The sequence below is a fragment of the Bacillus sp. FSL K6-1366 genome (genome assembly GCF_037976695.1).
Classification (GTDB): Bacteria; Bacillota; Bacilli; order Bacillales; family Bacillaceae; genus Bacillus; species Bacillus subtilis.
Genome location: NZ_CP150268.1, coordinates 1593421 through 1614788 on the forward strand (window position 1 = coordinate 1593421; position 21368 = coordinate 1614788).

Below are 21368 nucleotides of genomic sequence, written 5' to 3' on the forward strand. Positions count from 1 at the left end.
CCTGCCAGTATACTCGTGAGGTGAAACGTATTGAGACCGACAAACAAGAGAATCCTTGACGCTGCCATGCAGCTGCTCGTCAAAAAAGGATATCGCGCAACAACTACAAAAGAAATTGCAGAAAAAGCAAATGTAAGTGAAGCGACGATTTTCAGGAACTTTAAAAACAAACAAGGACTAGTTGAGGCTTTGCTTTCTCAGCATTCTTCAAACAGAGGCAGCATTTTGGAACAAACAGAAGGGGATTTGTACAAAGACCTGCTTCATATCGGAACCTGTCTCTTGGAGGAGCTCGAACATAGAAAAGATATCATTAAAATCAGCTTTCGTGAACCGGCCATGTTTCAGGATGTCATTAACCACGTCACTGAATATCCCCAATCTATGAAACAGCTATTGGTTGATTATCTCAAAACAATGGGTGAGAAAGGGGTTATTCAGACAGGAAATGAAGCGGAGCATGCCGACGTGTTCATGTCGATTATCTTCGGTTATTTCATTCACCGTCTCCACTTAGGAGACCGGGTCATATCAATGCCCCAGGAAAAAATGCTGGAGCACAGCACAGCTCTATTTGTCAAAGGAATTTCTGCTGATTAACTCCTTGGCATAATAAAAAGGAGGATCCCAATGAGCTCAAGAAAAGAATGGGCGCTGATCGTCTCGCTATTATTGGGGGCCATTCTGGCTCCCATTAATTCAACGATGATCGCGGTCGCGCTCTCATCTATTTCCCATACGTATAACGAGTCCATCGCAAGCATCACTTGGGTGGTTACCGTTTATTTAATCGTGATGGCAGTCACACAGCCGATTGCAGGAAAGCTCGGTGACATGTACGGCAATAAAACAATGTACTTATGGGGAGTCGGCCTTTTTCTAATCGCATCTCTAGGCTGCGCCCTTTCACCGAGTCTGCTCCTGTTAATTGTTTTTCGGGCATTGCAGGCTGTCGGCGGGGCATTGCTTACGCCAAACAGCATTGCCATTATCCGGCATGTTGTTTCTGAAAAACGCCTACCGAAAGTGTTTGGATTTTTCGGACTGGGTGCGGGACTTGGTGCAGCACTCGGGCCTTTTATCGGCTCTATACTGATTGACAGCTTCAGCTGGCATTCGATTTTTTGGGTCAACATCCCGTTCCTCGCTATTGCTTTATTTACGGCATTAACGATGTTTCCTCAATATAAAGAAAATAAATCTGACGCGCCGCTGGATATCATCGGCTCTCTCTTGCTTGCAGGCAGCATCGTTTCCATTATCCTGCTGACGAAAAATGAGGCTCCATGGGGATATGCGGTATACAGTGTATTGATACTTCTTTTTGTTCCGCTTTTTTTCAGAAGAGAAAAACGTACCAAGCACCCTATCATTGACTTTGCACTGTTTAAAAGCTCAACCTTTACAAATGCGAATTTATCAGTCTTGTTAAGCAATTTGATGATGTATGCCGTCTTATTGATTATGCCGTTATTTATGACGAACCAATTTGGGCTTAATACATCTAACAGCGGGATGGCGCTTTCTGTATTTTCGATCTTCATGTCAGCCAGCAACTGGGTGGGCGCGCAGCTCCATCACAAATGGGGAGCCAAAAAAATCATTTTTCTTTCATTTGCCATGATGGCTGGTGCGAATCTATTATTTTTGCTGTTAAGCAGCTCGCATTCTGTCTTGTTCCTCATGCTCTCTCTTATCCTTGGCGGGCTCGCTTCCGGAGTCGGTCTGACCAGCATGCAGGTTTCATCCCTTGCCACAGTAGACCCCGGTATGTCAGGAGTGGCATCTGGGATTTTCTCGACCTTCCGTTATTTCGGAAGCATCATTTCATCAGCCTTAATTGGCCTGATTTCGGGATATCACATCCTATTTATGATTCTCTTTGCTGTATCCATCATCGGCGTTTTTGTTTCATTGGGCATCAAATCTGATGAAACGGCACGGATAGAAAAAAACTCAGCGTAACGCAAAACAGCCCGGCATCGCATCTTCCTGCGGTGCCGGGCTGCCTTTTATGATCCAGAAGCGGCTGCTTCGTCTTCACGGTCATCCTTTACGAAGAGGATGCCCAATTCATGATGTTCTCCTTCATAAGAAGCTCGCTGGTCAAAACGGATTTCTCCATTCAAACCGATAATTTCAAGCTTTACATATGCACGGTTATGCTGAAGCGCTTCATAGAAATCAGAAACGTTCTTAACCGGTATGCCATTGACTTTCGTTATGATTTCCCCGATTTTCAATTCCAGATCCTCAGCCGGCGTATTGGGGATAATCCCAAGCACCATTAAGCCCTGATCCCTTTTCGAGAAATAAAACGGAGCCGCGTTATCATTCACTCTTTGCTTTATGGACAAAAAAATGCGCCCTAACAAAGCAGTACAGACCGCTGCACCCGCAAGCGGCGTCCACAGTAAGCTCGCTGCACCGAGAACTGCGACGGCAAGACCGAGAATACAAACGCGTTTCGCTGTGATCCTTATACTCGTTTCAGGCAGCGATCCCTGTACCCTTTGTCCAAATCCGACAAAGTAAGGAATCCATAGAAAATGAAATGAGCCGCCGGGAACAGTAAACACGGGCCACCAGCTAAGGTGCGATTCTAAACCATTGCCGGGCACGAGAAGGAACAGCGGCAAAAGCCAAACCCGGTTTGCCAGCTGCTGTCCGATCGGCAAACCGCGGCTGCTTACGACAAGTGCCGGTGATGTTCTCACATGCGCAGAACGATAAGCAACCGCTCCTTCAGTGATAATCAGCAAACCTAGAAACACAGCCACAGCCGGCCAAACAACTGCAAATCCTTGCGGAAATCTCTCTAGAAAGGGCTCCGCCTGATATATTTGCAGTCCAAAACCTATCAGCATACTCACACTGACGATATATGCAGCAGACATCCAGTTTGCGCGAAGAGTGAACGCTGCCGCTGCAGTGATAACGGCAATAATCGCAAGTAAACCGAGAGGAATCGATATTCCGAGTCCACCTAAAATAACTGACAAAAGAAGACCTGGAATCAGTCCCTTTGTATATGTAAATTTCAGATCATCATAAATATCTGCTATTCTTGTATGAAAGGTTTTTCGTTCCCGTTTGATTCTTACATAGCCGAAAGCCAGGGTTATGATGATAAAAAACCAGAAAAGCGGGTGTAAGAAGAACAAGCCCGCGCTTTTTAACAGTTCAATTCCCCATTGAACAGACACTCTCTCTCACCGCCTCAAGCCAAACATGTTACTCATATTCTATCAAATATTAAATGGCTTGGATATCCTCAGGAGAGTTTATCTCTCTTGCGTCATCCACAGCGTGACATTCGATAGTGAAAAATCCTTTAAATAGTGGTTTACATCCACATCCAATAACCCGCTGATTAGATGCATCGACCTTTTTATATCTGTCAGATTAATTCCTAATCGCTTATGGTTTTTCATTAAGTAGTTAAAATAATGTTTGGCGCATTCCTCATTAATGTCATTTACTGATTCGACATTGGTGTAATTGACCAAATATCTGCTGAACAGCATAAGAAGACTTAGTGCTTTTGTAGCTGAAAATGTTACGTCTTGTGTTCTGTCTTTTAATTGTTCCACTAATTCATAATATTTTTTTTCACGCACAATACTTGCCCTCTTCAATTGTGAACCCCCATTTTCTTTATACAGATAAGCACGGGCCAGTATAAGCAGCAGTACTGGAGTGCTAACAAGCATTCTCGCTAACGTTACTCTTTAAATACCTGTCGTTCAGCTGCCATTAACCTGATTACTGTTCTTTTTAGAACCTTCTTATATTGTATGAAGTAAACAAAGACTAGGCAACTTGCAAAAGTTTCATTTTAAATGCATATTAACTCGTTAGAAAGTCTCTCTCATATATTGATATCGGGTAATAACAGTCCTTTATAAATGTTTATTTGTGAAAATTTTTTTAATTTCTTGTCAAAAACTCATTTTTTATGTGACTTATGATCCATAATCTCTTTAAGCACAAAGAAACAGGAGATGGAATACCATCTCCTTTAATTGACAAATAATGATTTCAATGCTGTTTGAAGCTGCAAATCATTTTTTTCATCTGATTTTTTCTTTTCTATCTGCTGATTTAATGTCTCTGCAGTGCGAGTGTCGATCACACCGGTTTTATTCAGCTTGTTTTGATCCTGAAAAGCCATAACCGCTTTTTTCATGTCTTTGCTGAAATAGCCATCCTCACGTCCCGGATCAAAGCTGAGACCTTTTAACAATACCTGCGCATGCTTGACGTCTTCATTGTTCATGTCCACTTTAAGCGGCTCTTTCAGCTGTAAGGGCCCGGCAGAAAAATAATCGGGCTGCTTAATCGCAATGGTCGGTTCAATTCCTTTCTTATGAATCCAATTTCCATTTGGCGTCAGCCACTTGTAAAGCGTTAATTTGATGTTGCTGCCGTCCCCCATTGGCACAGCCTGTTGAACCGTTCCCTTTCCAAAAGACGTATCGCCTACAACATCATAATGGCCAGCTTCCTTTAATGCGCCGGCAAGAATTTCTGATGCAGAGGCACTTCCTTTATCCGTAATCACATTGACAGGGTACGCTTTTTTATGGGTCAATGTTGAAAAATAACGTTTTTTATCTCCATTGCGTTCAGCAATCTGAATATACGGCTGGTCCTTTGTAACGAAATGCTTAAGAATTTCTTCCACACTTTGAAGATATCCGCCCGGGTTGCCGCGTACATCAATGACAAGTCCTTCTATTTCTTTTTTCTCAAGCTCCCTCAGCGCTTTTGCAAAATCCTCTGCGGTGTGCTCAGAAAAAGTAGAGATGGCGATATATCCGACAGAATGCCCCTGTACTTTTTTCTCTGATGCAAAAACCGTTTCGAGCGGAATCTCAGCTCTCTTGATCCGGAATGACAGCTGCTTCTTCGTTCCAGGCCGCTGAATCTTCATTGAAACGCTGGACCCTTTTTTTCCTCTTATTTTTAACACAGCGTGGTTTAAATCCTTGCCGGCCATCGATTCTCCATTGATGCTGATAATTTCATCATTAGGCTTCAACCCGGCTTTTTCCGCTGGCGATTTCTTGAATGGAGAAACAATAATAATTTTGCCGTCTTCCATTCCAACCTCAGCCCCGATGCCTTCAAATGAGGAATCAAGAGAATCAGAAAATTGCTTAGCTGTCTGCTTGTCCATGTAAACAGAATAAGGATCATTTAGCGTAGACAGCATTCCCTGGATGGCTCCCTCGAGCAGCTTTTCTCTATCTACTTTTTCTACGTACTCATTCGAAATTAACTCATACGCTTTTTCGATTTTGTCCATTTCTTTATCCCGTTCAGAGTCAGCTTGTGCCGTCGCGGGAACTGCTGCAGTCTGGGGCTTATCCATCTCAAGCAGGTTGATTCCCGCATATACACCGGCGCCTCCGAACAGCATGCTCCCTGCTGCTATCACAGCCATTATTTTTTGATTCATCCTTTACTCCTCCTGTATGCCAGACTGTCTTTACCAAAACCTAGAGATAGTATATGTAAAGGATGGAGATTTCATGTAATCATAGAAGAAAAAGAAGGCAAATGAAAAGCCGTCCCGAAAACGGAACGGCTTTTTCACTTTATACTCGCAAAAACTTGCGGATGGAAGTCAGACTTCCCCATACTCCAATTACTGCGCCGATTGCAATCAGCACTAGCGAAACTTGGAATACAAATGGATTATAAGGAAGAAGAGAGACAAATGATCCTTGAACCTTTGGAACGACCCATCCGATGACGTATTGGTAAGTGCTCAGCACCAGTGCAATCGGAATCACAGAACCGAATACGCCTAGCAGCAATCCTTCAAGGAAAAACGGCCAGCGGATAAACCAGTTTGTCGCGCCGACAAGCTTCATGATTTCAATTTCTTTTCTTCTTGCGAAAATTGTAATTTTAATGGTGTTGGAAATTAAGAACATCGCCGTAAATACCAGGCCGATAATTAACGCGATTCCGATGTTGCGGGAAACGCCGACCACTTTAAACAAACGGCTGACCTCTTCTTTTCCATAAGTGACTTTATAAACATGATCCATTTTTTCGATCTTTTTCGCCACGTTCGGCGTATCATGCGGATCTGTCGTTTTGACGACAAACGCATCATTAAGCGGGTTTTCCTGATCCTTCATTGTCAGGGATTTTCCGCTGTCACCAAAACTGTCAACCAGCTGGTCAAGCTCTTTTTCTTTAGATGAAAAAGTGACACTCTGAATGCCCTTCAGTTCCTTAATATCGTTCTGAAGCTTGTCCTGTGCCTTCTGATCTGCAGTCAGATCAACCAGCACTTTGATTTCGACTTGTTTTTCTGCATTCGTGGCCATGTTATTCAAATTCAGCATAATCACTAAAAACACGCCGACTAAAATCAGCGTAACGGTTACAGCACTAATGGATGCAAATGTCATCCATGTGTTTCTCCCGAGAGATTTAAAACTCTCACGCAAGTGGCGCCCGAGAATTTTAATCATATGAACCATACTCCCCTCTTGACTCATCACGCACAATGATACCATCTTCGATTGCAATGACACGTTTCTTCATGGTGTTTACGATTTCTTTATTATGTGTCGCCATCACGACTGTTGTCCCGCGGTTGTTAATTTCCTCCAGCGTCTTCATGACTTCCCAAGACGTATCCGGATCAAGGTTTCCTGTCGGTTCATCAGCAATGACAACATCAGGGTTGTTCACAATTGATCTTGCAATAGATACACGCTGCTGCTCCCCGCCTGAAAGCTGGTCAGGAAATTGTCGCGCTTTATGCTTCAGCTGCACAAGATCAAGCACTTCAAGCACCCGTTTCTTAATGACAGACGGCTGTTCTCCAATCACTTCAAGGGCAAATGCCACATTTTCAAAAACAGTAAGTTTCGGAAGAAGCTTGAAATCTTGAAAGACAACGCCTATTTTTCGGCGCACGAAAGGAATCTCTTTTTCTTTAATTGTCGCGAGATCTTTATGATTGATTAAAATTTGTCCTTTTGTCGGTTTTTCTTCTCTGTAAATCATTTTAATAAAAGTAGATTTACCTGCTCCGCTCGGACCAACAACATACACAAACTCGCCGGGATGAATGGTAACAGAAATCCCATTGAGCGCTTTTACGCCGTTCGGATAGGCTTTATATACTTCCTTCATCTCTATCATGAAATCACCTAATCTTTTATATCATTTTATCTATCACACGGTCATACTCTTCGAATGCATTCGACAATTTATGACCCATTCATTTGTAAAAAGATGAAAAATCTGAAAGTTCCCTTTTTCAATACACTTCATTATACGTCAAATTTAGACATAATACTATTACAGTTTCTTTTCATTCATATTGTCAAGGCATAAAAACATCCTTGCCGGCACTCGACAAGGATGTTTTTATCTTACTTTTTTTCTGACAGCCATTTGGCAATAACAGCGGCTTCGTTATCATCTACAAGCCCCTTTGGCATATTGCCGCGGCCGTTTTTAATAATGCTTTCAATTTTGTGTTCATCGTATTTGCCTCCGACCTCTTGGAGATTAGGCCCTGACACACCTTCTAAATCCTTGCCGTGGCAGCCTACGCAGCTTTGCTGATATAATTCTTCCCCTTCAGATGCAGTGGCTTCCGTCTTGCTGCCAGTGTCTGTCTTCTCTTCTTTTGCATCGTTTGATCCGCAGGCAGCCAACAGAACAGAAAGCGCAAATCCAATCATTAGTATCGATAACTTTGATTTCATGTTGAGAAGCACAACTCCTTTACGATCTCTTCCATATTATAACCTCGTTTAAGCGCGTTTGAAACCCTCGCCCAGCACCTCGCTCGCGTCTGCTACAATTACAAAAGCTGACTCATCAATCTGTTTGACGATTTGTTTCAATTTGGTGAATTCAGTTTGCCCAACCACGCACATTAAAATCGGACGGTCATCGTCAGTATATCCGCCGACTGCAGAAATTTTTGTCACGCCTCTGTCAATCTTCTGTAAGACAGCCTCCTTGACAGCCTGCTCCTGCTTTGTAATGATGAGCGCCATTTTTGAACGATTAAAGCCGACTTGCACAACATCAATGGTTTTGCTGGACACATAGACGCCAAGCATGGCATATAAGCCTTGCTCAATATTAAATACAATCATAGCCGTAACAACGATCATTCCGTCAATGATGGCGAGACACTTCCCCAATGACAGACCGGAGTACTTATGAATGATCTGTGCAGCCAAGGCTGTTCCTCCCGTCGATCCTTTCCCTAAGTACACAATACCAATTCCGATACCTATCCCGACACCGCCAAAAATCGCCGCCAAGAGTTCATGATGAGTGGCGGGCTGAATATCCCTTGTCAGAAACACTACTAGCGGCAAAAACACAGAACCTGCAAGCGTCTTTAGTCCAAATTTCCCGCCGAGCAAAATGACGCCAGCAATAAATAAAGGGATATTAATAATCCACTGTACATACGCTGCTTCAAAACCATATGATTGTAAAATCGTACTGATCCCGCTGACACCGCCGGCGGCAATCTTGTTCGGAAGCAAAAATACATTAAAGGACACGGCCGTAATCGCTGCTCCTATCAATATGTATACATAATCCCGCAAAATCCACAATGTTTTATTCCGTACGTCCATCATATATCCTCCGTTTCTTCCAATGCTCTCCGATAGCATTTTAATCCTTCCCTGATTAGATGTAAATAACACCCAAATACAGTGGTAATATGCTAAAGCAGCAGTGAAATCAAGGATATAAGAAATAAAAAAACACACCCGTATGCATCAGGTGTGTTTTTTCAGCTTATGAAAGCTTAGAACGCAGGTAGGCATCAATAAACGTATCAATGTCACCATCCATTACAGCTTGAACGTTCCCCATTTCTGTATTGGTCCGATGGTCTTTTACCATGGAATACGGATGGAATACATAAGAACGGATTTGGCTGCCCCAGCCGATTTCTTTTTGTTCACCGCGAATTTCATCCAGCTCTGCCTGCTGCTCTTCAATTCTGCGCTGATACAGCTTGGCCTTCAGCATTTTCATGGCTCTTTCACGGTTTTTAATTTGTGAGCGCTCCGTTTGGCATGTCACAACTACGTTCGTCGGCAAGTGAGTAATCCGAACGGCTGAATCCGTCGTATTGACGTGCTGTCCGCCCGCGCCGCTTGCACGGTACGTGTCAACTTTAATATCCTCCGTACGAATATCAATATCAATTTCATCGTTAAATTCAGGCATGACTTCACATGAAACGAAAGATGTGTGGCGGCGGCCTGATGAGTCAAATGGTGAGATCCGCACAAGACGATGGACACCTTTTTCTGCTTTGAGATACCCGTAAGCGTTGTGTCCTTTGATGAGCAATGTCACTGACTTGATTCCCGCCTCGTCACCTGGAAGGTAATCGAGTGTTTCTACTTTAAAGCCGCGGCGCTCTCCCCATCTTGTATACATTCTAAGAAGCATAGAGCCCCAGTCCTGTGACTCTGTACCGCCAGCACCAGGGTGCAGTTCTAAAATCGCGTTATTTTTATCATACGGCTCGCTGAGAAGAAGCTGAAGCTCAAACTCATTGAACTCTTTTGTTAATGATTTTAGTTCTTTTTCAAGCTCAAGCTGGAGATCAGTGTCCGGCTCTTCTTTCAAAAGATCATGAGTCATTTGTAATTCTTCGTGGGATTCATTCAATTTTTTATACGAATTGACATAATCCTTTAAACCGTTTGCTTCATTTATAACCGTTTGAGCTTTTTGCTGATCATTCCAGAATTCCGGATCAGCCATTTGTTCATCTAGCTCAGCAATGCGGGCCTCCTTTGATTCGAGGTCAAAGAGACCCCCTAAAGTCCGCTAAACGAGAAGCCATATTTTCGAGCTCTGCTCTAATTTCTGATAATTCCATTTCATTCACCTCATTAAAAGATCCGCAGGCGCCTGCAGGCGCCGCGGTCAGTAAACTTGCCGGGGCGAACTATTCAGTACGGCCGCAGCAATTTTTATATTTTTTCCCGCTTCCGCAGTGGCATGGGGCATTTCGTCCGATATCAACCACTTTGCGAACCGGTGCTTTCTTTGCTTTTTTGTTATCGTCGCCTTCTTGCGGCTGATGAGCTGTTGTTTGACCTTGTACAACCTCTTCACGCTCCAGATTGTTTTCAATCTCAGCTTTCATCACAAATTTTGCGACTTCGTCCTCAATTGATTCAATCATATGCTCAAACATCGCAAAACCTTCCATTTGATACTCACGAAGCGGGTTCGTCTGCGCGTAAGCACGAAGGTGAATCCCTTGGCGGAGCTGATCCATCGCATCAATATGATCCATCCATTTAGAATCAACGGCACGAAGAACGATAACTTTTTCGAATTCGCGCATTTGCTCTTTGCCGAATTGCTCTTCCTTCTCATTATATTTTGTGATGATGCGATCCATAATGAGCTCAAGCATTTCATCCGGTTCTTTGCCGAAGATATCGCTCTTCTCAAGTGCACCTTCATCAAGATAAGTTGTGTTGATAAGATCAACTAGACCGTCAAGCTTCCACTCCTCAGGAAGCTCTTCTCTTGGCGTATAGGCTGCAATTGCGCGTTCGAGAGAAGACTTGATCATATTTTCAACGATTTCACGCAGGTTTTCAGAGTCAATGACTTCAAAGCGCTGCTTATAAATGACCTCACGCTGCTGGCGGAGAACATCATCATATTGCAGAAGCTGTTTACGCGAATCGAAGTTATTGCCTTCGACGCGTTTTTGAGACGATTCAACCGCGCGAGATACCATTTTGCTTTGGATTGGAGTAGAGTCGTCCATGCCGAAGCGGTCAAGCATCGCCATTGTCCGCTCAGCTCCGAATCTGCGCATCAATTCATCTTCCATAGAAAGATAAAATTGAGTAATCCCCGGGTCTCCCTGACGTCCGGAACGACCTCGAAGCTGATTGTCAATCCGGCGTGATTCATGTCGTTCTGTTCCGACTACAGCGAGCCCGCCAAGCTCTTTTACACCTTCGCCAAGCTTAATGTCCGTTCCGCGCCCCGCCATGTTAGTCGCAATCGTAACTGCGCCTTTTTGGCCGGCCTCTTCAATGATCTGCGCTTCACGTTCATGGTTTTTGGCATTTAACACTTGATGCGGAATTCCTTTGTTTTTAAGCAGCTTAGAAATCAATTCAGATGTTTCAACGGCAACCGTACCGACTAGAACAGGCTGTCCCGTCATGTAACGCTGTGCGACATCCTCCGCAACTGCCTTAAACTTTCCTTCCATCGTGCGGTAAATTAAATCCGGGCGGTCATCACGGACAACAGGCCTGTTGGTAGGGATCGTGACAACCTGCATGTTGTAGATGTTGCGGAATTCTTCTTCCTCTGTCTTAGCTGTACCCGTCATACCGGCAAGTTTTTCGTACATTCGGAAGTAGTTTTGGAACGTAATCGTCGCCAAGGTCATGCTTTCGTTTTGAATCTCAAGCCCTTCCTTTGCTTCAATCGCTTGGTGAAGCCCCTCACTGTAGCGGCGGCCTTTCATCAGACGTCCCGTGAAGGAATCAACAATAACAACCTGTCCGTCTTCCACTACATAGTCAACGTCCTTTTGCATCGCAACGTGAGCTTTTAAGGCCTGGTTGATATGGTGGTTGAGCGCGACATGCTTCACATCAAAGAGGTTATCGATGCCGAACGCTTTTTCCGCCTTCGTCATTCCTTCTTCAGTAAGCTGTACAGCTTTTGTTTTGATATCGTACGTGTAATCCTTCTCCGCTTTTAACGTACGGACAAAAGCATTTGCCTGTACGTACAGCTTAGTGGATTTTGCAGCTTGTCCAGAAATGATAAGCGGTGTTCTCGCTTCATCAATTAAAATAGAGTCAACTTCATCAATTACCGCAAAATGAAGCGGGCGCTGAACCATCTGCTCTTTATAAAGAACCATATTGTCACGCAAATAGTCGAAGCCAAGCTCATTGTTTGTGGAGTAAGTAATATCAGCGGCATAAGCTTCCCGTTTTTCGTCTTTTGACATTGAGTTTAAATTCAAGCCGACAGTCAAACCGAGAAACTCAAAAATTTTCCCCATTTGCTCAGCGTCACGGCTTGCCAAGTATTCGTTGACAGTCACGATGTGTACGCCTTTACCTGTTAACGCATTTAAATAAACAGGCAGAGTAGACGTTAATGTTTTCCCTTCCCCTGTTTTCATTTCCGCGATATTTCCGTCATGAAGCGCCACGCCCCCCATGAGCTGGACTTTAAACGGAAACATGCCTGTTACGCGGCGTGAAGCTTCTCGAACAACAGCGAAAGCTTCAACAAGAAGATCATCCGTTGTCGCCCCTTTTTCAAGGCGCTCTTTAAATTCAATTGTTTTATGTTTCAACGCGTCGTCAGAGAGATTTTCATAGTCTCCGCGAATCGCATCAATATCGTTAGCAATTTTTTCGTATCTATTCAGCGTACGTTTTGTTGGATCAAACATTTTATTTAAAATTCCAAGCATTTATAACGCTCCTCTATCATCACATGCCTATTTTAAAGGCATGTATAAATAATTTACTAGTCCATGTATACCTCTCATTATCATATCATACCTTTTGTTATTTCCAAAGAATTTGCAAATAAGAAAAACAAAAACCTTCCGCGGACATCACGGAAGGCTTCTCTTCATTATTCAGTCGGTTCAATTAAGCCATATTTCCCGTCATTTCTGCGGTACACGACATTTGTAAGGTTTGTTTCCGCATTTGTGAAAACAAAGAAATTATGGCCAAGCATATTCATTTGCAAGATCGCTTCTTCACTATCCATCGGCTTTAAATTAAAGCGTTTCTGACGGACAATGTCCAAGCTCTCCTCCTCTTCTATGTCATCCTGAACCGCAATATCTGTATCAGAGCCAAGACCGTTTGCCAATAAATATTTTGGAGAGCCCTGCTCACGGAATTTACGGTTTACTTTCGTTTTATGCTTACGGATTTGACGTTCCAGTTTGTTTGTTGCGAGATCAATTGCGTTGTACATATCCTCGTTATGCACCTCGGACCGAAGCGCCAGATCTGTCATCGGAATCGTAACCTCAACCTTAGACTCCTTGTCATTGTAAAACTTCAAGTTGACGTTCACATCGGCATCCACGCTATGGTCAAAATAGCGCTCCAGCTTGCCGATCTTCCTCTCGACATGATCCTTTAACGCGGGTGTCACTTCAATATTTTCTCCTCTGATGTTATAGTTCATCAAAGAACGCCTCCCTTTTATTAAGGATATGTATCTATTTCTCTTTTACCCTTTACAATTCCTGCTGAAACATAAATCTTTTGTGAAAATTCAGTGAACTTTGTCGAATTTTGTTTGTATTTGCTCTGTTATTGGCGGTTCGGAGGTATATGTATATGCTGATTGAACGAAACAAATACCTCAAACACGCCTAATTGATTAAAAAGGGTTCCATACATTGATGAATAGACAGCATCCATTTTCTATAATGAATCAGAAAATATTCCTTTAAATACTCACAGAACTCATGAGAGGGAAAAGAGAAAGAGACCAATTGATCAAACTCCGCAAAAATTTGGTCAAATGCTTTCACACAAATTTCAGCACACCGTGAATCCATAATGAAGAGAAGTGTTGAATGTGTTGAATCCAAATAAAAAAAGGCTTGGATCAGATCTTGGTAGATCCGATCCCCTTCTGTTTTTGATAAATTCTCTTCAGCCTCTATCAAATAACACAGCCCTTCTTCAATGGTAAAAAGAAGATGATAATAAGCTGATAAAAGCGTATAATCTTCAATGCTCTTCAAGGCACTCACCTATTTACGCTTGTCATAATATGTGCCGTCAATCGTAATGTTGTTATAAGGATTTAAATACGTCGTATGCATCACACGTTTTCTTTTCATCTGCTGAAGTTCTGCTGCGATTGACTGCTTCAGTCGTTCCATTTCCTTCACAATAAGCTGATCCCATGTCAGCACAAGCTTCATCTGCTTTCGCTCTTCTTCTGAAAGCGGCAGAGATATCTCCTGAATCAGTTCAGACCGTGTAGCCACAAAGTCTTCAATTTGCTTTAAAAGTTCATCGCTTTCCGGCGTATTTTGTATGTGTGACAGCATACTCTTCGTCTCAGTGTATAGTTGATCTATATTATTCATGCGATCCCGCCTGATCCGTGCCGGTCCTTCCGCTCACTTTGAATGGCTTGTTTCCAAGCATCGCGAAAATCTGTTACATAGCCTTCAACCTCAGCCAGCATGCCCGTATCATTTTTGATATTTGCCTGTACCAATCTGCGATACATATAATCGTACATCGCACCCATGGAAGCGGAAAGCTCTATGTTACGGTTAAGTGTAAAATTTAATTCCTGAATAATATTTTGCGCTTTAATCAGATTTTCATTTTTACGTTCCATATCATCATTCTCAATGGCCTGAGCGGCAAGTCTTATAAATTTCAAACAGCCATTATACAGCATAAGCGTCAGCTCCCCGGGTGTAGCCGTATTCACTGAATTTTGCTGATAGGCTGTATATGGATTTTGGATCGCCATGTGTCATCCTCCAAATTACATTTATTGTACAAGAAGCTGTGATAAATAGGACGCTTGTTCGTTCATTTTTTGAATCGCAGAATCCATTGCACTGAATTTTGAATAATAGCGGTTTTCTATTGTGGTCAACCGGTCCTGCATTTTGGTAATATCAGTGCTGATCGTGTTTAAATTTTTACCGATTGAATAATCATTGGTTCCCATTGTCGAGTTGCCGGCTTTTGCTTCAATGCTCTTCACCGTACTTTTCAGGGTGTCACCGATGCGTTTCATAATCCCTTTATCACTATAGGCGCTGCTGTTCGACCCACTTGTAAATAAAGCGGCAACGCTTTGCGGATCTTCTTGTATTTTGGCTTTCAGTTTGTCTTCATTAATCTCTAAATGCCCCCGCATTTGGTAAGCACTTGAGGTTGTTATGCCGAATTCTGTCAATTGATAGGTTTTCCCATCCGCATTAACTTGAGTATAAAAGTCAGTCCGCATTTGGTTCGTGCCGGTGCTGATGCTGGAATCATTTCTAAGCAATCCGCTTTTCGCCTTCTCCTCCCAGAGCTCTACCTCTTTATCGGACATGGCTTCTTTTTGTTCACTTGTCAACGGAGTATAGTCTCGGTATTTTTCTTCTTTCAGCTTTTCATTCAGGCTGTCAACCATTTCATTGTATTTATCTACAAACTCTTTGATTTGGTTATAAATCCCGTCAACATCAGTAGAAACAGATGTGGTAACAGGGCCTGTGGCTGCAGTTGTATTTTTAATCGAGTAAGTAACACCATTCACCGTGAAATTGTTTGTCAGCTTCTCCATTTCAAAGCCGTTGATTGTGACTTTGGCATTTGTGCCTTCTTTGTAAGCAGTGAGCTTATTATCAGCATCCAAAGAAAAACCAAGCTGACCGGACATAAAGTCAGCTGTAGCAGAGTCTGCTGCCTGTATACTGCCCCCTGCACCTGTTGCTTTAGAAGAAAACGCAATTGTTTCTACGTACTCTGTACCATTCCAAATTTTATCTTTAAATGCTGATACTCCTAGATCTGAGCTGTTAAGTTTAGAAATCACATTATCAATCGTATCGGCGCTCGTCACACTAATGTTCACTGTTTTTGCCGTTGTTTCGCCAGGCGCAACAACGTTAAATGCCAAATTGTAATCGCCTTGAGTGTATCCCGTATAATTGTTTGCCTTATACGTTGCTGCGGTTGCCAAGCTCGCCACTTCAACAGTAGAAGAAGAGTTTGGTGCACTTGCGCTTCCTGTAGCAGTTAACACAGACTCATTAGAGCTTGTCACAGTTTTGCTCTGATACGTGCTAGGATATGTCAACGTATTTTTAGACATATAATCTTGCAATTCTTTTATTTTTGTATTGACTTCACGATAGCTGTCACGCTGCCATTCAAGAGTCTGCTTTTTTTGCTTCAGCTTATCAAGCGGGGCTCTTTCTGTCTGCATCAGCTTTGATACGATATCATCTATATCCATTCCTGACGCCAGTCCTGTTATTCTTGTGACCATCTCAAACCACTCCTATTCTACTTTTTTTCATCTACAAATAACCCGAGAAATTCAGTCATAGCCGCATAAAAATCAAGCCACCGTTTTGGTGGAATTTCGCGGATCACTTCATTTGTAGAGTCCTCTATTACCTTTACATAGTATTCATTTAACTTGTCATGAAGCTCGAACTTCAGATGAACTTGCGAAGGTTCCAAAAGCTTGTTCATTTCCCCCACCATTTCAGCAAGATTGGTATCTGAAACTTGATGAACAGGAACCTCGTTATCATTATCTTTCTGATTATGTATTTGAGTATCATAACGATCCCAAACAGGTTGTAACGTAGTGAGCCTTTCAATGTTCAATTGATCATCCCCTATGCCCCAATCTATCGTTTATATCGACTAAATGGAGATAAGATTACACATATTTTTGGAAAAAAATCTTCTGTTTTAGATTTCTTGTTTGGAAATACATTTATAAAAAGTTAGTGGAGAATCCGGTTATTATATCATGAGTTAGTGACAGCAAGGGGGAAGTATTCGGAGCTAGAAATATTAAATAAAAGACCTTGGCGTTGCCAAGGTCTTTTTTAAAATTAACGTAACAATTGAAGTACGTTTTGCGGCTGTTGGTTTGCTTGAGCAAGCATCGCTTGAGAAGCTTGAGAAAGAATGTTGTTCTTTGTGAACTCACTCATTTCTTTAGCCATGTCAACGTCACGGATACGAGACTCAGCAGCAGTCAGGTTTTCACCAGAAGCGCTTAAGTTGTTGATTGTGTGCTCTAGACGGTTTTGTACCGCACCAAGTTTAGCACGTTGAGTTGATACTGCGTTAATAGCCTCATCAATACCTTTTAGTTGATTGTCAAAAGAAGTAGTAGCAAAATCTGTTACGTCAAGTTTATCAACTGTAACAGTAGTACCTAGAGCAGCTGCTCCCATGTCAGCGATTTTAACGTTAAGCTGTTGGCCTGCATTTGCACCAATTTGGAATGTAAATCCAGTAGTAGCGGAAGATCCGTCTAATAACTTTTTACCGTTAAATTCAGTGCGATCGGAAATGCCATCAACTTCCTCAATAAGCGCATCCATTTCATCTTTAATTGCACCAAGATCTTCTGCTTGTTGTGTACCTGTGTTTCCTGCTTGAACAGTAAGTTCACGCATACGTTGAAGAATCGCATGAGTTTCAGTCAATGCACCCTCAGCTGTTTGGATAAGAGAGATTCCGTCTTGAGAGTTTTTAGAAGCCATTTCAAGACCTCTGATTTGTCCTCTCATTTTTTCAGAGATCGCAAGACCTGCTGCGTCATCTCCCGCACGGTTAATGCGAAGACCTGAAGAAAGTTTCTCCATGTTTTTTTGTGATGCACCGTTGTTTGAAGACAAACGGTTCAGTGTGTTAAGTGCTGCGATATTGTGGTTAATTCTCATTGTTTTGTTCCTCCCTGAATATGTTGTTAAGGCACGTCCTTGTGCCCTTATTTTGTAACTGGCGGAGTCTTTTGCACCTCCTCCCTGCTACATCATTAATATCGGATTGTCTCTGATTTTGTTAATACAAAAATAAAAAAATCCTCACTTTTTTTGTGAGGATAATGCGGAGATCACATCGCTGGATAACGCTGCTGCACGGTTATTTTCTTCCTGAATGGTCAAGTAAATTTCTTTCCTGTGAATATCAATATGCTTTGGGGCGTCAATTCCAAGCTTCACTTGATCCCCCTCAACCGCAATCACTTTTACTTCAATATCAGCACCTATTTGAATCGCTTCGCTTATTTTCCGCGATAAAACTAGCATGATTCTCCTCCAATCGGATGCTTTGTCGTATATGAGGAGTCGTGTAAAACGACTTGCTTAGCCATCATGTTCTTGCGATTCACAATAATGGGAGCCAATAAATTCGCAGTAGACTTTTCAAATGGCTCTGCCATAGTCAATATTGTCATGACTTCTACGTCTTGAATATTATCGATATCCAAAAGTTCAGCAGTTGATTCATCAAGATCAAATTCATAATTCTTAAAAAAGATAAACGGACTTACGACGATAAACGCAAGATTTTCTGAAGTGACGGACTGCAGTGCCACGAATGGAGAGTCTTCTGAAAGCGGAAGTATGACAAATTGTTTTTCTTCTAAAAAGCCTGGAATCCCGCTTTCAAAAAGAATGATTTGTTCTTCTTTTATGTTCATTTGGCCATGGTACTTCGTATGAATGATCATTGTTCACGATCCTTTTCTTTTTACTTTTCGGGTGATTCTTTCGGGTATTCTACATCTATATTTAAATCAGGGTATTGGAGCATGTCAACCTTAACATTTCCTGGCGTATATTCAACAATTGGCTTATGCGGCTCAGCCTGAATAACAGGCTTTCGCGGCGTAATCTGAACATCAAGCTGTGACGGAGTATATTGTATTTTCACCCTAGATAGAGAAGGAGCATAATTTTCGCCTAATTGAATTTGGTGCATTTCAGAGTTCCTCCTTGCTTGTGAAGCGATTGGGTTCCCCTTATTTTCAATCCTCATAAGCTCGTCGCCTTCTTCTGCAGTACGCGCTATTCCCTCCATTACATCCTCATGCCCTTGTTGTGCGGCTTCTTCAATTCTCTTGAAAACATGCTTTCTGTCTAATTCTTCCCATGCTTGTGTCTGGTCAATCGTGAGTTTTCCAGGTGTCACCGATATTTCCATTTCCGCACTCGGCTGTTCGATCTCTAGATCAGCTTGAGGCTGCTCCATTTTTAAGCTGGCAGGCGTCGTTGTTAAACCAATTTTTCCTTGAACACTATGCATAATCAATCTGGGAATCTGCATCACTCTACCTCCTGAACTATAAAAAAAGCGAACTCCTAAGAGCCGCTTACTTTAAAAAGTCAATCAATGTAGGCTGAACAATTTGCGCATTAACGGCCAGAGTAGCCCTGTGCACACTTTGCTGCGCAATAAATTCAGTTATTACTTCTTCCAGTTCTACATCTTCATTGTCTGATAACACTTTGGTAGCTGTTTCTTCTTGCGCTGACAGTCTTGTATTAACCAGTTCAAGACGATTATATCTCGCTCCAAGATCAGATCGTTCAGCGCTCATGCCGTCAGAAAAATGATCAATATCATCTAAAACACTGTCCATGCCATCTAGCGAACCAGAATTTAGTGCTTTCTCAAAAGAATCAAGCATTTCAAATACATTCTGCCCGCTTTCAGAAGTGCCTCCAAAAGCTGACTTTGGATCTGAATTCACTTTCAATGACATATTATTTGATATATTGACTACGACATCAGCTGTATCAGAAATTGTATAAGTTCCGTCTCCGTTATCTGTAACCGGAGGCTTATCTGAATTTGTGCCATTAAAGATATATCTGCCGTTCACTTGTGTATTCGCAATATTTAAAAGCTGTTCCTTTAACTGCTTTACCTCTACGCCAATCGCTTGCCGCTCCGACTCGCCGTTTGTATCATTTTGAGCTTCAACCGCTAATTCTCTGACCTTTGACAGGATGTCAATTCCTTCTGTAATGTTTGTTTCTGTGTTTTCGAGCCAGGTAAAGGCTTGAGAAGCATTGCTTTTGTACTGCTGCACTTGAGACAGTTGCGTATTATACTTTAAGCTTTTCATTGCTACTACAGGATCGTCGGAAGCTTTTGAGATTTTTTTCCCTGAAGAAATCTGCGACTGGAGTTTATCCAGCTTCGAGTAGCTCGAACCGATATATCTCAGTGAGTTTTGCTGTATCATGCCTTGTGTTACTCTCATGTGACTCTACCTACCTTCCTCCAACACCCATGCCGTTGATCACTTTATCAAGTAATTCATCTTGTAAAGTCACCATTCTTGCAGCTGCATTGTATGCGTGTTGAAATTGAATCATATTCGTCATTTCTTCGTCTAAAGAAACTGCGCTCATTTGCTGACGGTTTATGTCAGCATCATTTAGCTGTGTTTCTGTATTAGACGCCAGTCGATTAGCCTCTTGAGCTTCGATCCCTAGCTCGCCAATCAGACCCGCATAATAATCTAAAACACTAGTTTCTTTACCGTTAATGGTTATTTTACCGGTTAAAACATTTGCTAATTTTGTAGCATTTGCGTTATCGTTGGCTGCACCAGTCAGTGAGAAAGCAATGTTTGCGCCTTTTGAATCTATTATGCTGTCAGCCACTTTGATCTTGCCCGCCGCGCCCTTGGCAGGTTCAGTTTCACCGCCAGTAAAATCAAAAAAGTCTCCGCCTTGTTCACCGCTCTTGGTCACACCATTTCTGTGCACTTCATTGAAAGCTTTCGCGAATTCAAGCGCCATATTGTCAAGATCAGAAAGCATTTCCGGGTATACTCCCTTTTCTTGGCCATCTGCTGTTATATACCCATAAGACTCTATAAATCCTAAAAGGGATCCCTTGCTGCTAAAGGACTCCGCCTGCACAGCTGTATCCCCGATTGAAATACTTGATACTAACCCAGTTTCATTATCATAGTTGGCTGCAAGTTCTGAAACCTCGTAATTTTTACCGTCCAAAACAGTTCCTAGCGACTGTTTATTTTTATCAAGGATTTCAATTGATACAGTTCCTTCAGCAGATGCAAGTGCATTCCCGCCTGATTTGTTGTAGCTGACTTTGATATCAACCATTGAGGATAATTTATCGATCAGCAAATCTCGCTGGTCATATAAGCCATTCGGAAGAAGCCCGACCGGCTCTACTTGTGCAATTTGCTTATTTAAACTGTTTAACTGAGAAAGCAGAGAATTGACATCCAACACAGTTGTATTTAGCTCTGCTTTTAAATTCGATTGGACATTTGTAAGTGATTCAGAAATATAATTAAACGTTTCAGCTACAGCTTGTCCTTTTCGAGCAACAACAGAACGTGCACTTTCTTCATTTGTATTATTCGATAATTCCTGCAGGGAATTCCAAAACGAATTGAGCACACTGTTCAAGCCGCTGTCATCCGTTTCATTTAAAACGCCTTCCATTTGGGACAGCGCTTTGGCCTTCGTGTCATAGTATCCGGCACTGTTGTTTTGAAGACGGTATTGGTAGTCAAGAAAGATATCTCTTATTCTCTCAACTGATTTTCCTTGAACGCCCGTACCCATTTGTCCCGCTGTTTTTTCTGCGTTTTTAGATACAGCAGGGAAATAGTCCGTTGCCTCCAATGAGACCCGCTGCCTTGTATAACCATCAGTATTGGCATTTGCCACGTTATTTGCAGTAGTGCTTAAAGCTGCCTGCTGAGCGCTTAACGCCCGCCTTGCAGTTTCAAGCCCCATAAAGGTAGATGTCATTTTCTGA

23 protein-coding genes are annotated in these 21368 nt (G+C 42.3%); 2 read left to right on the forward strand and 21 right to left on the reverse strand.

Annotation, left to right across the window (positions count from 1 at the left end):
* The first annotated feature begins 30 nt into the window (after positions 1-30).
* Both MHI44_RS08400 and MHI44_RS08405 read left to right on the forward strand, forming a co-directional pair.
* Complete coding sequence (locus tag MHI44_RS08400; RefSeq protein ID WP_003244088.1) at positions 31-600, forward strand: TetR/AcrR family transcriptional regulator; 570 nt, start codon at positions 31-33, stop codon at positions 598-600.
* A gap of 30 nt (positions 601-630) precedes the next feature.
* Positions 631-1965: an MFS transporter gene (locus MHI44_RS08405; RefSeq protein ID WP_032726943.1), complete on the forward strand. Its 1335-nt coding sequence runs from the start codon at positions 631-633 to the stop codon at positions 1963-1965.
* Positions 1966-2012: 47 nt separating this feature from the next.
* Here the strand turns inward: MHI44_RS08405 and minJ are convergent, their stop codons facing one another.
* The 21 genes from minJ to flgK form a co-directional block, all read right to left on the reverse strand.
* Positions 2013-3206, reverse strand: a complete 1194-nt coding sequence (minJ, locus tag MHI44_RS08410) for a cell division topological determinant MinJ (protein WP_003228042.1) — start codon at positions 3204-3206, stop codon at positions 2013-2015.
* 78 nt (positions 3207-3284) lie between these two features.
* Complete coding sequence (gene swrA / locus MHI44_RS08415) at positions 3285-3638, reverse strand: swarming motility protein SwrAA (protein ID WP_015251121.1); 354 nt, start codon at positions 3636-3638, stop codon at positions 3285-3287.
* A gap of 383 nt (positions 3639-4021) precedes the next feature.
* On the reverse strand, positions 4022-5464 hold the full coding sequence (gene ctpB / locus MHI44_RS08420) for a carboxy-terminal processing protease CtpB (RefSeq protein ID WP_192858045.1): 1443 nt from the start codon (positions 5462-5464) through the stop codon (positions 4022-4024).
* 139 nt (positions 5465-5603) lie between these two features.
* Complete coding sequence (gene ftsX, locus MHI44_RS08425) at positions 5604-6494, reverse strand: permease-like cell division protein FtsX (RefSeq protein ID WP_015251119.1); 891 nt, start codon at positions 6492-6494, stop codon at positions 5604-5606.
* Positions 6487-7173, reverse strand: coding sequence for a cell division ATP-binding protein FtsE (gene ftsE, locus MHI44_RS08430; RefSeq protein ID WP_003228039.1), 687 nt, complete (start codon positions 7171-7173; stop codon positions 6487-6489). The genes ftsX and ftsE overlap by 8 nt, the downstream gene beginning before the upstream one ends.
* Positions 7174-7406: 233 nt before the next feature.
* The gene (gene cccB, locus MHI44_RS08435) at positions 7407-7745 is read right to left on the reverse strand and encodes a cytochrome c551 (RefSeq protein ID WP_003242725.1); all 339 of its coding nucleotides are present in this window, start codon (positions 7743-7745) and stop codon (positions 7407-7409) included.
* 48 nt (positions 7746-7793) lie between these two features.
* Positions 7794-8639 carry a YitT family protein gene (locus MHI44_RS08440; protein ID WP_003242677.1) on the reverse strand — a complete coding sequence of 282 codons (846 nt, stop codon included), beginning with the start codon at positions 8637-8639 and terminating at the stop codon, positions 7794-7796.
* Between the two features lie 166 nt (positions 8640-8805).
* A protein-coding gene (gene prfB / locus MHI44_RS08445) for a peptide chain release factor 2 (RefSeq protein ID WP_010886623.1) occupies positions 8806-9907 on the reverse strand; the annotation gives its coding sequence in 2 pieces (ribosomal slippage) (positions 8806-9834 and positions 9836-9907; 1101 coding nt in all).
* Positions 9908-9976: 69 nt separating this feature from the next.
* On the reverse strand, positions 9977-12502 hold the full coding sequence (gene secA / locus MHI44_RS08450; protein WP_024571530.1) for a preprotein translocase subunit SecA: 2526 nt from the start codon (positions 12500-12502) through the stop codon (positions 9977-9979).
* Between the two features lie 167 nt (positions 12503-12669).
* Complete coding sequence (gene hpf / locus MHI44_RS08455; RefSeq protein ID WP_003228031.1) at positions 12670-13239, reverse strand: ribosome hibernation promotion factor; 570 nt, start codon at positions 13237-13239, stop codon at positions 12670-12672.
* Between the two features lie 190 nt (positions 13240-13429).
* Positions 13430-13807 (reverse strand): hypothetical protein, encoded by a 378-nt coding sequence (locus MHI44_RS08460; protein WP_029318318.1) that lies wholly within the window; start codon positions 13805-13807, stop codon positions 13430-13432.
* A 9-nt stretch (positions 13808-13816) separates the two neighbouring features.
* Positions 13817-14158, reverse strand: a complete 342-nt coding sequence (gene fliT, locus MHI44_RS08465; RefSeq protein WP_042975227.1) for a flagella biosynthesis regulatory protein FliT — start codon at positions 14156-14158, stop codon at positions 13817-13819.
* Positions 14155-14556, reverse strand: coding sequence for a flagellar export chaperone FliS (gene fliS, locus MHI44_RS08470; protein WP_003243747.1), 402 nt, complete (start codon positions 14554-14556; stop codon positions 14155-14157). Before fliS ends, fliT begins: the two co-directional genes overlap by 4 nt.
* A 21-nt stretch (positions 14557-14577) precedes the next feature.
* On the reverse strand, positions 14578-16074 hold the full coding sequence (locus MHI44_RS08475; protein WP_014481042.1) for a flagellar hook-associated protein 2: 1497 nt from the start codon (positions 16072-16074) through the stop codon (positions 14578-14580).
* A gap of 17 nt (positions 16075-16091) precedes the next feature.
* The gene (gene flaG, locus MHI44_RS08480; protein WP_015714794.1) at positions 16092-16421 is read right to left on the reverse strand and encodes a flagellar protein FlaG; all 330 of its coding nucleotides are present in this window, start codon (positions 16419-16421) and stop codon (positions 16092-16094) included.
* 233 nt (positions 16422-16654) lie between these two features.
* A complete protein-coding gene (hag, locus tag MHI44_RS08485) occupies positions 16655-17494 on the reverse strand; it encodes a flagellin Hag (protein ID WP_070547858.1) in 840 nt (279 codons plus the stop codon).
* A 144-nt stretch (positions 17495-17638) separates the two neighbouring features.
* Entirely contained in the window at positions 17639-17863 is a 225-nt protein-coding gene (gene csrA, locus MHI44_RS08490) for a carbon storage regulator CsrA (RefSeq protein WP_033884178.1), read from the reverse strand.
* On the reverse strand, positions 17857-18288 hold the full coding sequence (gene fliW / locus MHI44_RS08495) for a flagellar assembly protein FliW (protein WP_003228007.1): 432 nt from the start codon (positions 18286-18288) through the stop codon (positions 17857-17859). The genes csrA and fliW overlap by 7 nt, the downstream gene beginning before the upstream one ends.
* Positions 18289-18308: 20 nt before the next feature.
* Positions 18309-18884 carry a DUF6470 family protein gene (locus MHI44_RS08500; RefSeq protein ID WP_015384781.1) on the reverse strand — a complete coding sequence of 192 codons (576 nt, stop codon included), beginning with the start codon at positions 18882-18884 and terminating at the stop codon, positions 18309-18311.
* Between the two features lie 46 nt (positions 18885-18930).
* On the reverse strand, positions 18931-19827 hold the full coding sequence (gene flgL, locus MHI44_RS08505; protein WP_015714797.1) for a flagellar hook-associated protein FlgL: 897 nt from the start codon (positions 19825-19827) through the stop codon (positions 18931-18933).
* A 10-nt stretch (positions 19828-19837) separates the two neighbouring features.
* Positions 19838-21361, reverse strand: coding sequence for a flagellar hook-associated protein FlgK (gene flgK / locus MHI44_RS08510; protein ID WP_003228001.1), 1524 nt, complete (start codon positions 21359-21361; stop codon positions 19838-19840).
* Positions 21362-21368 lie beyond the last annotated feature (7 nt).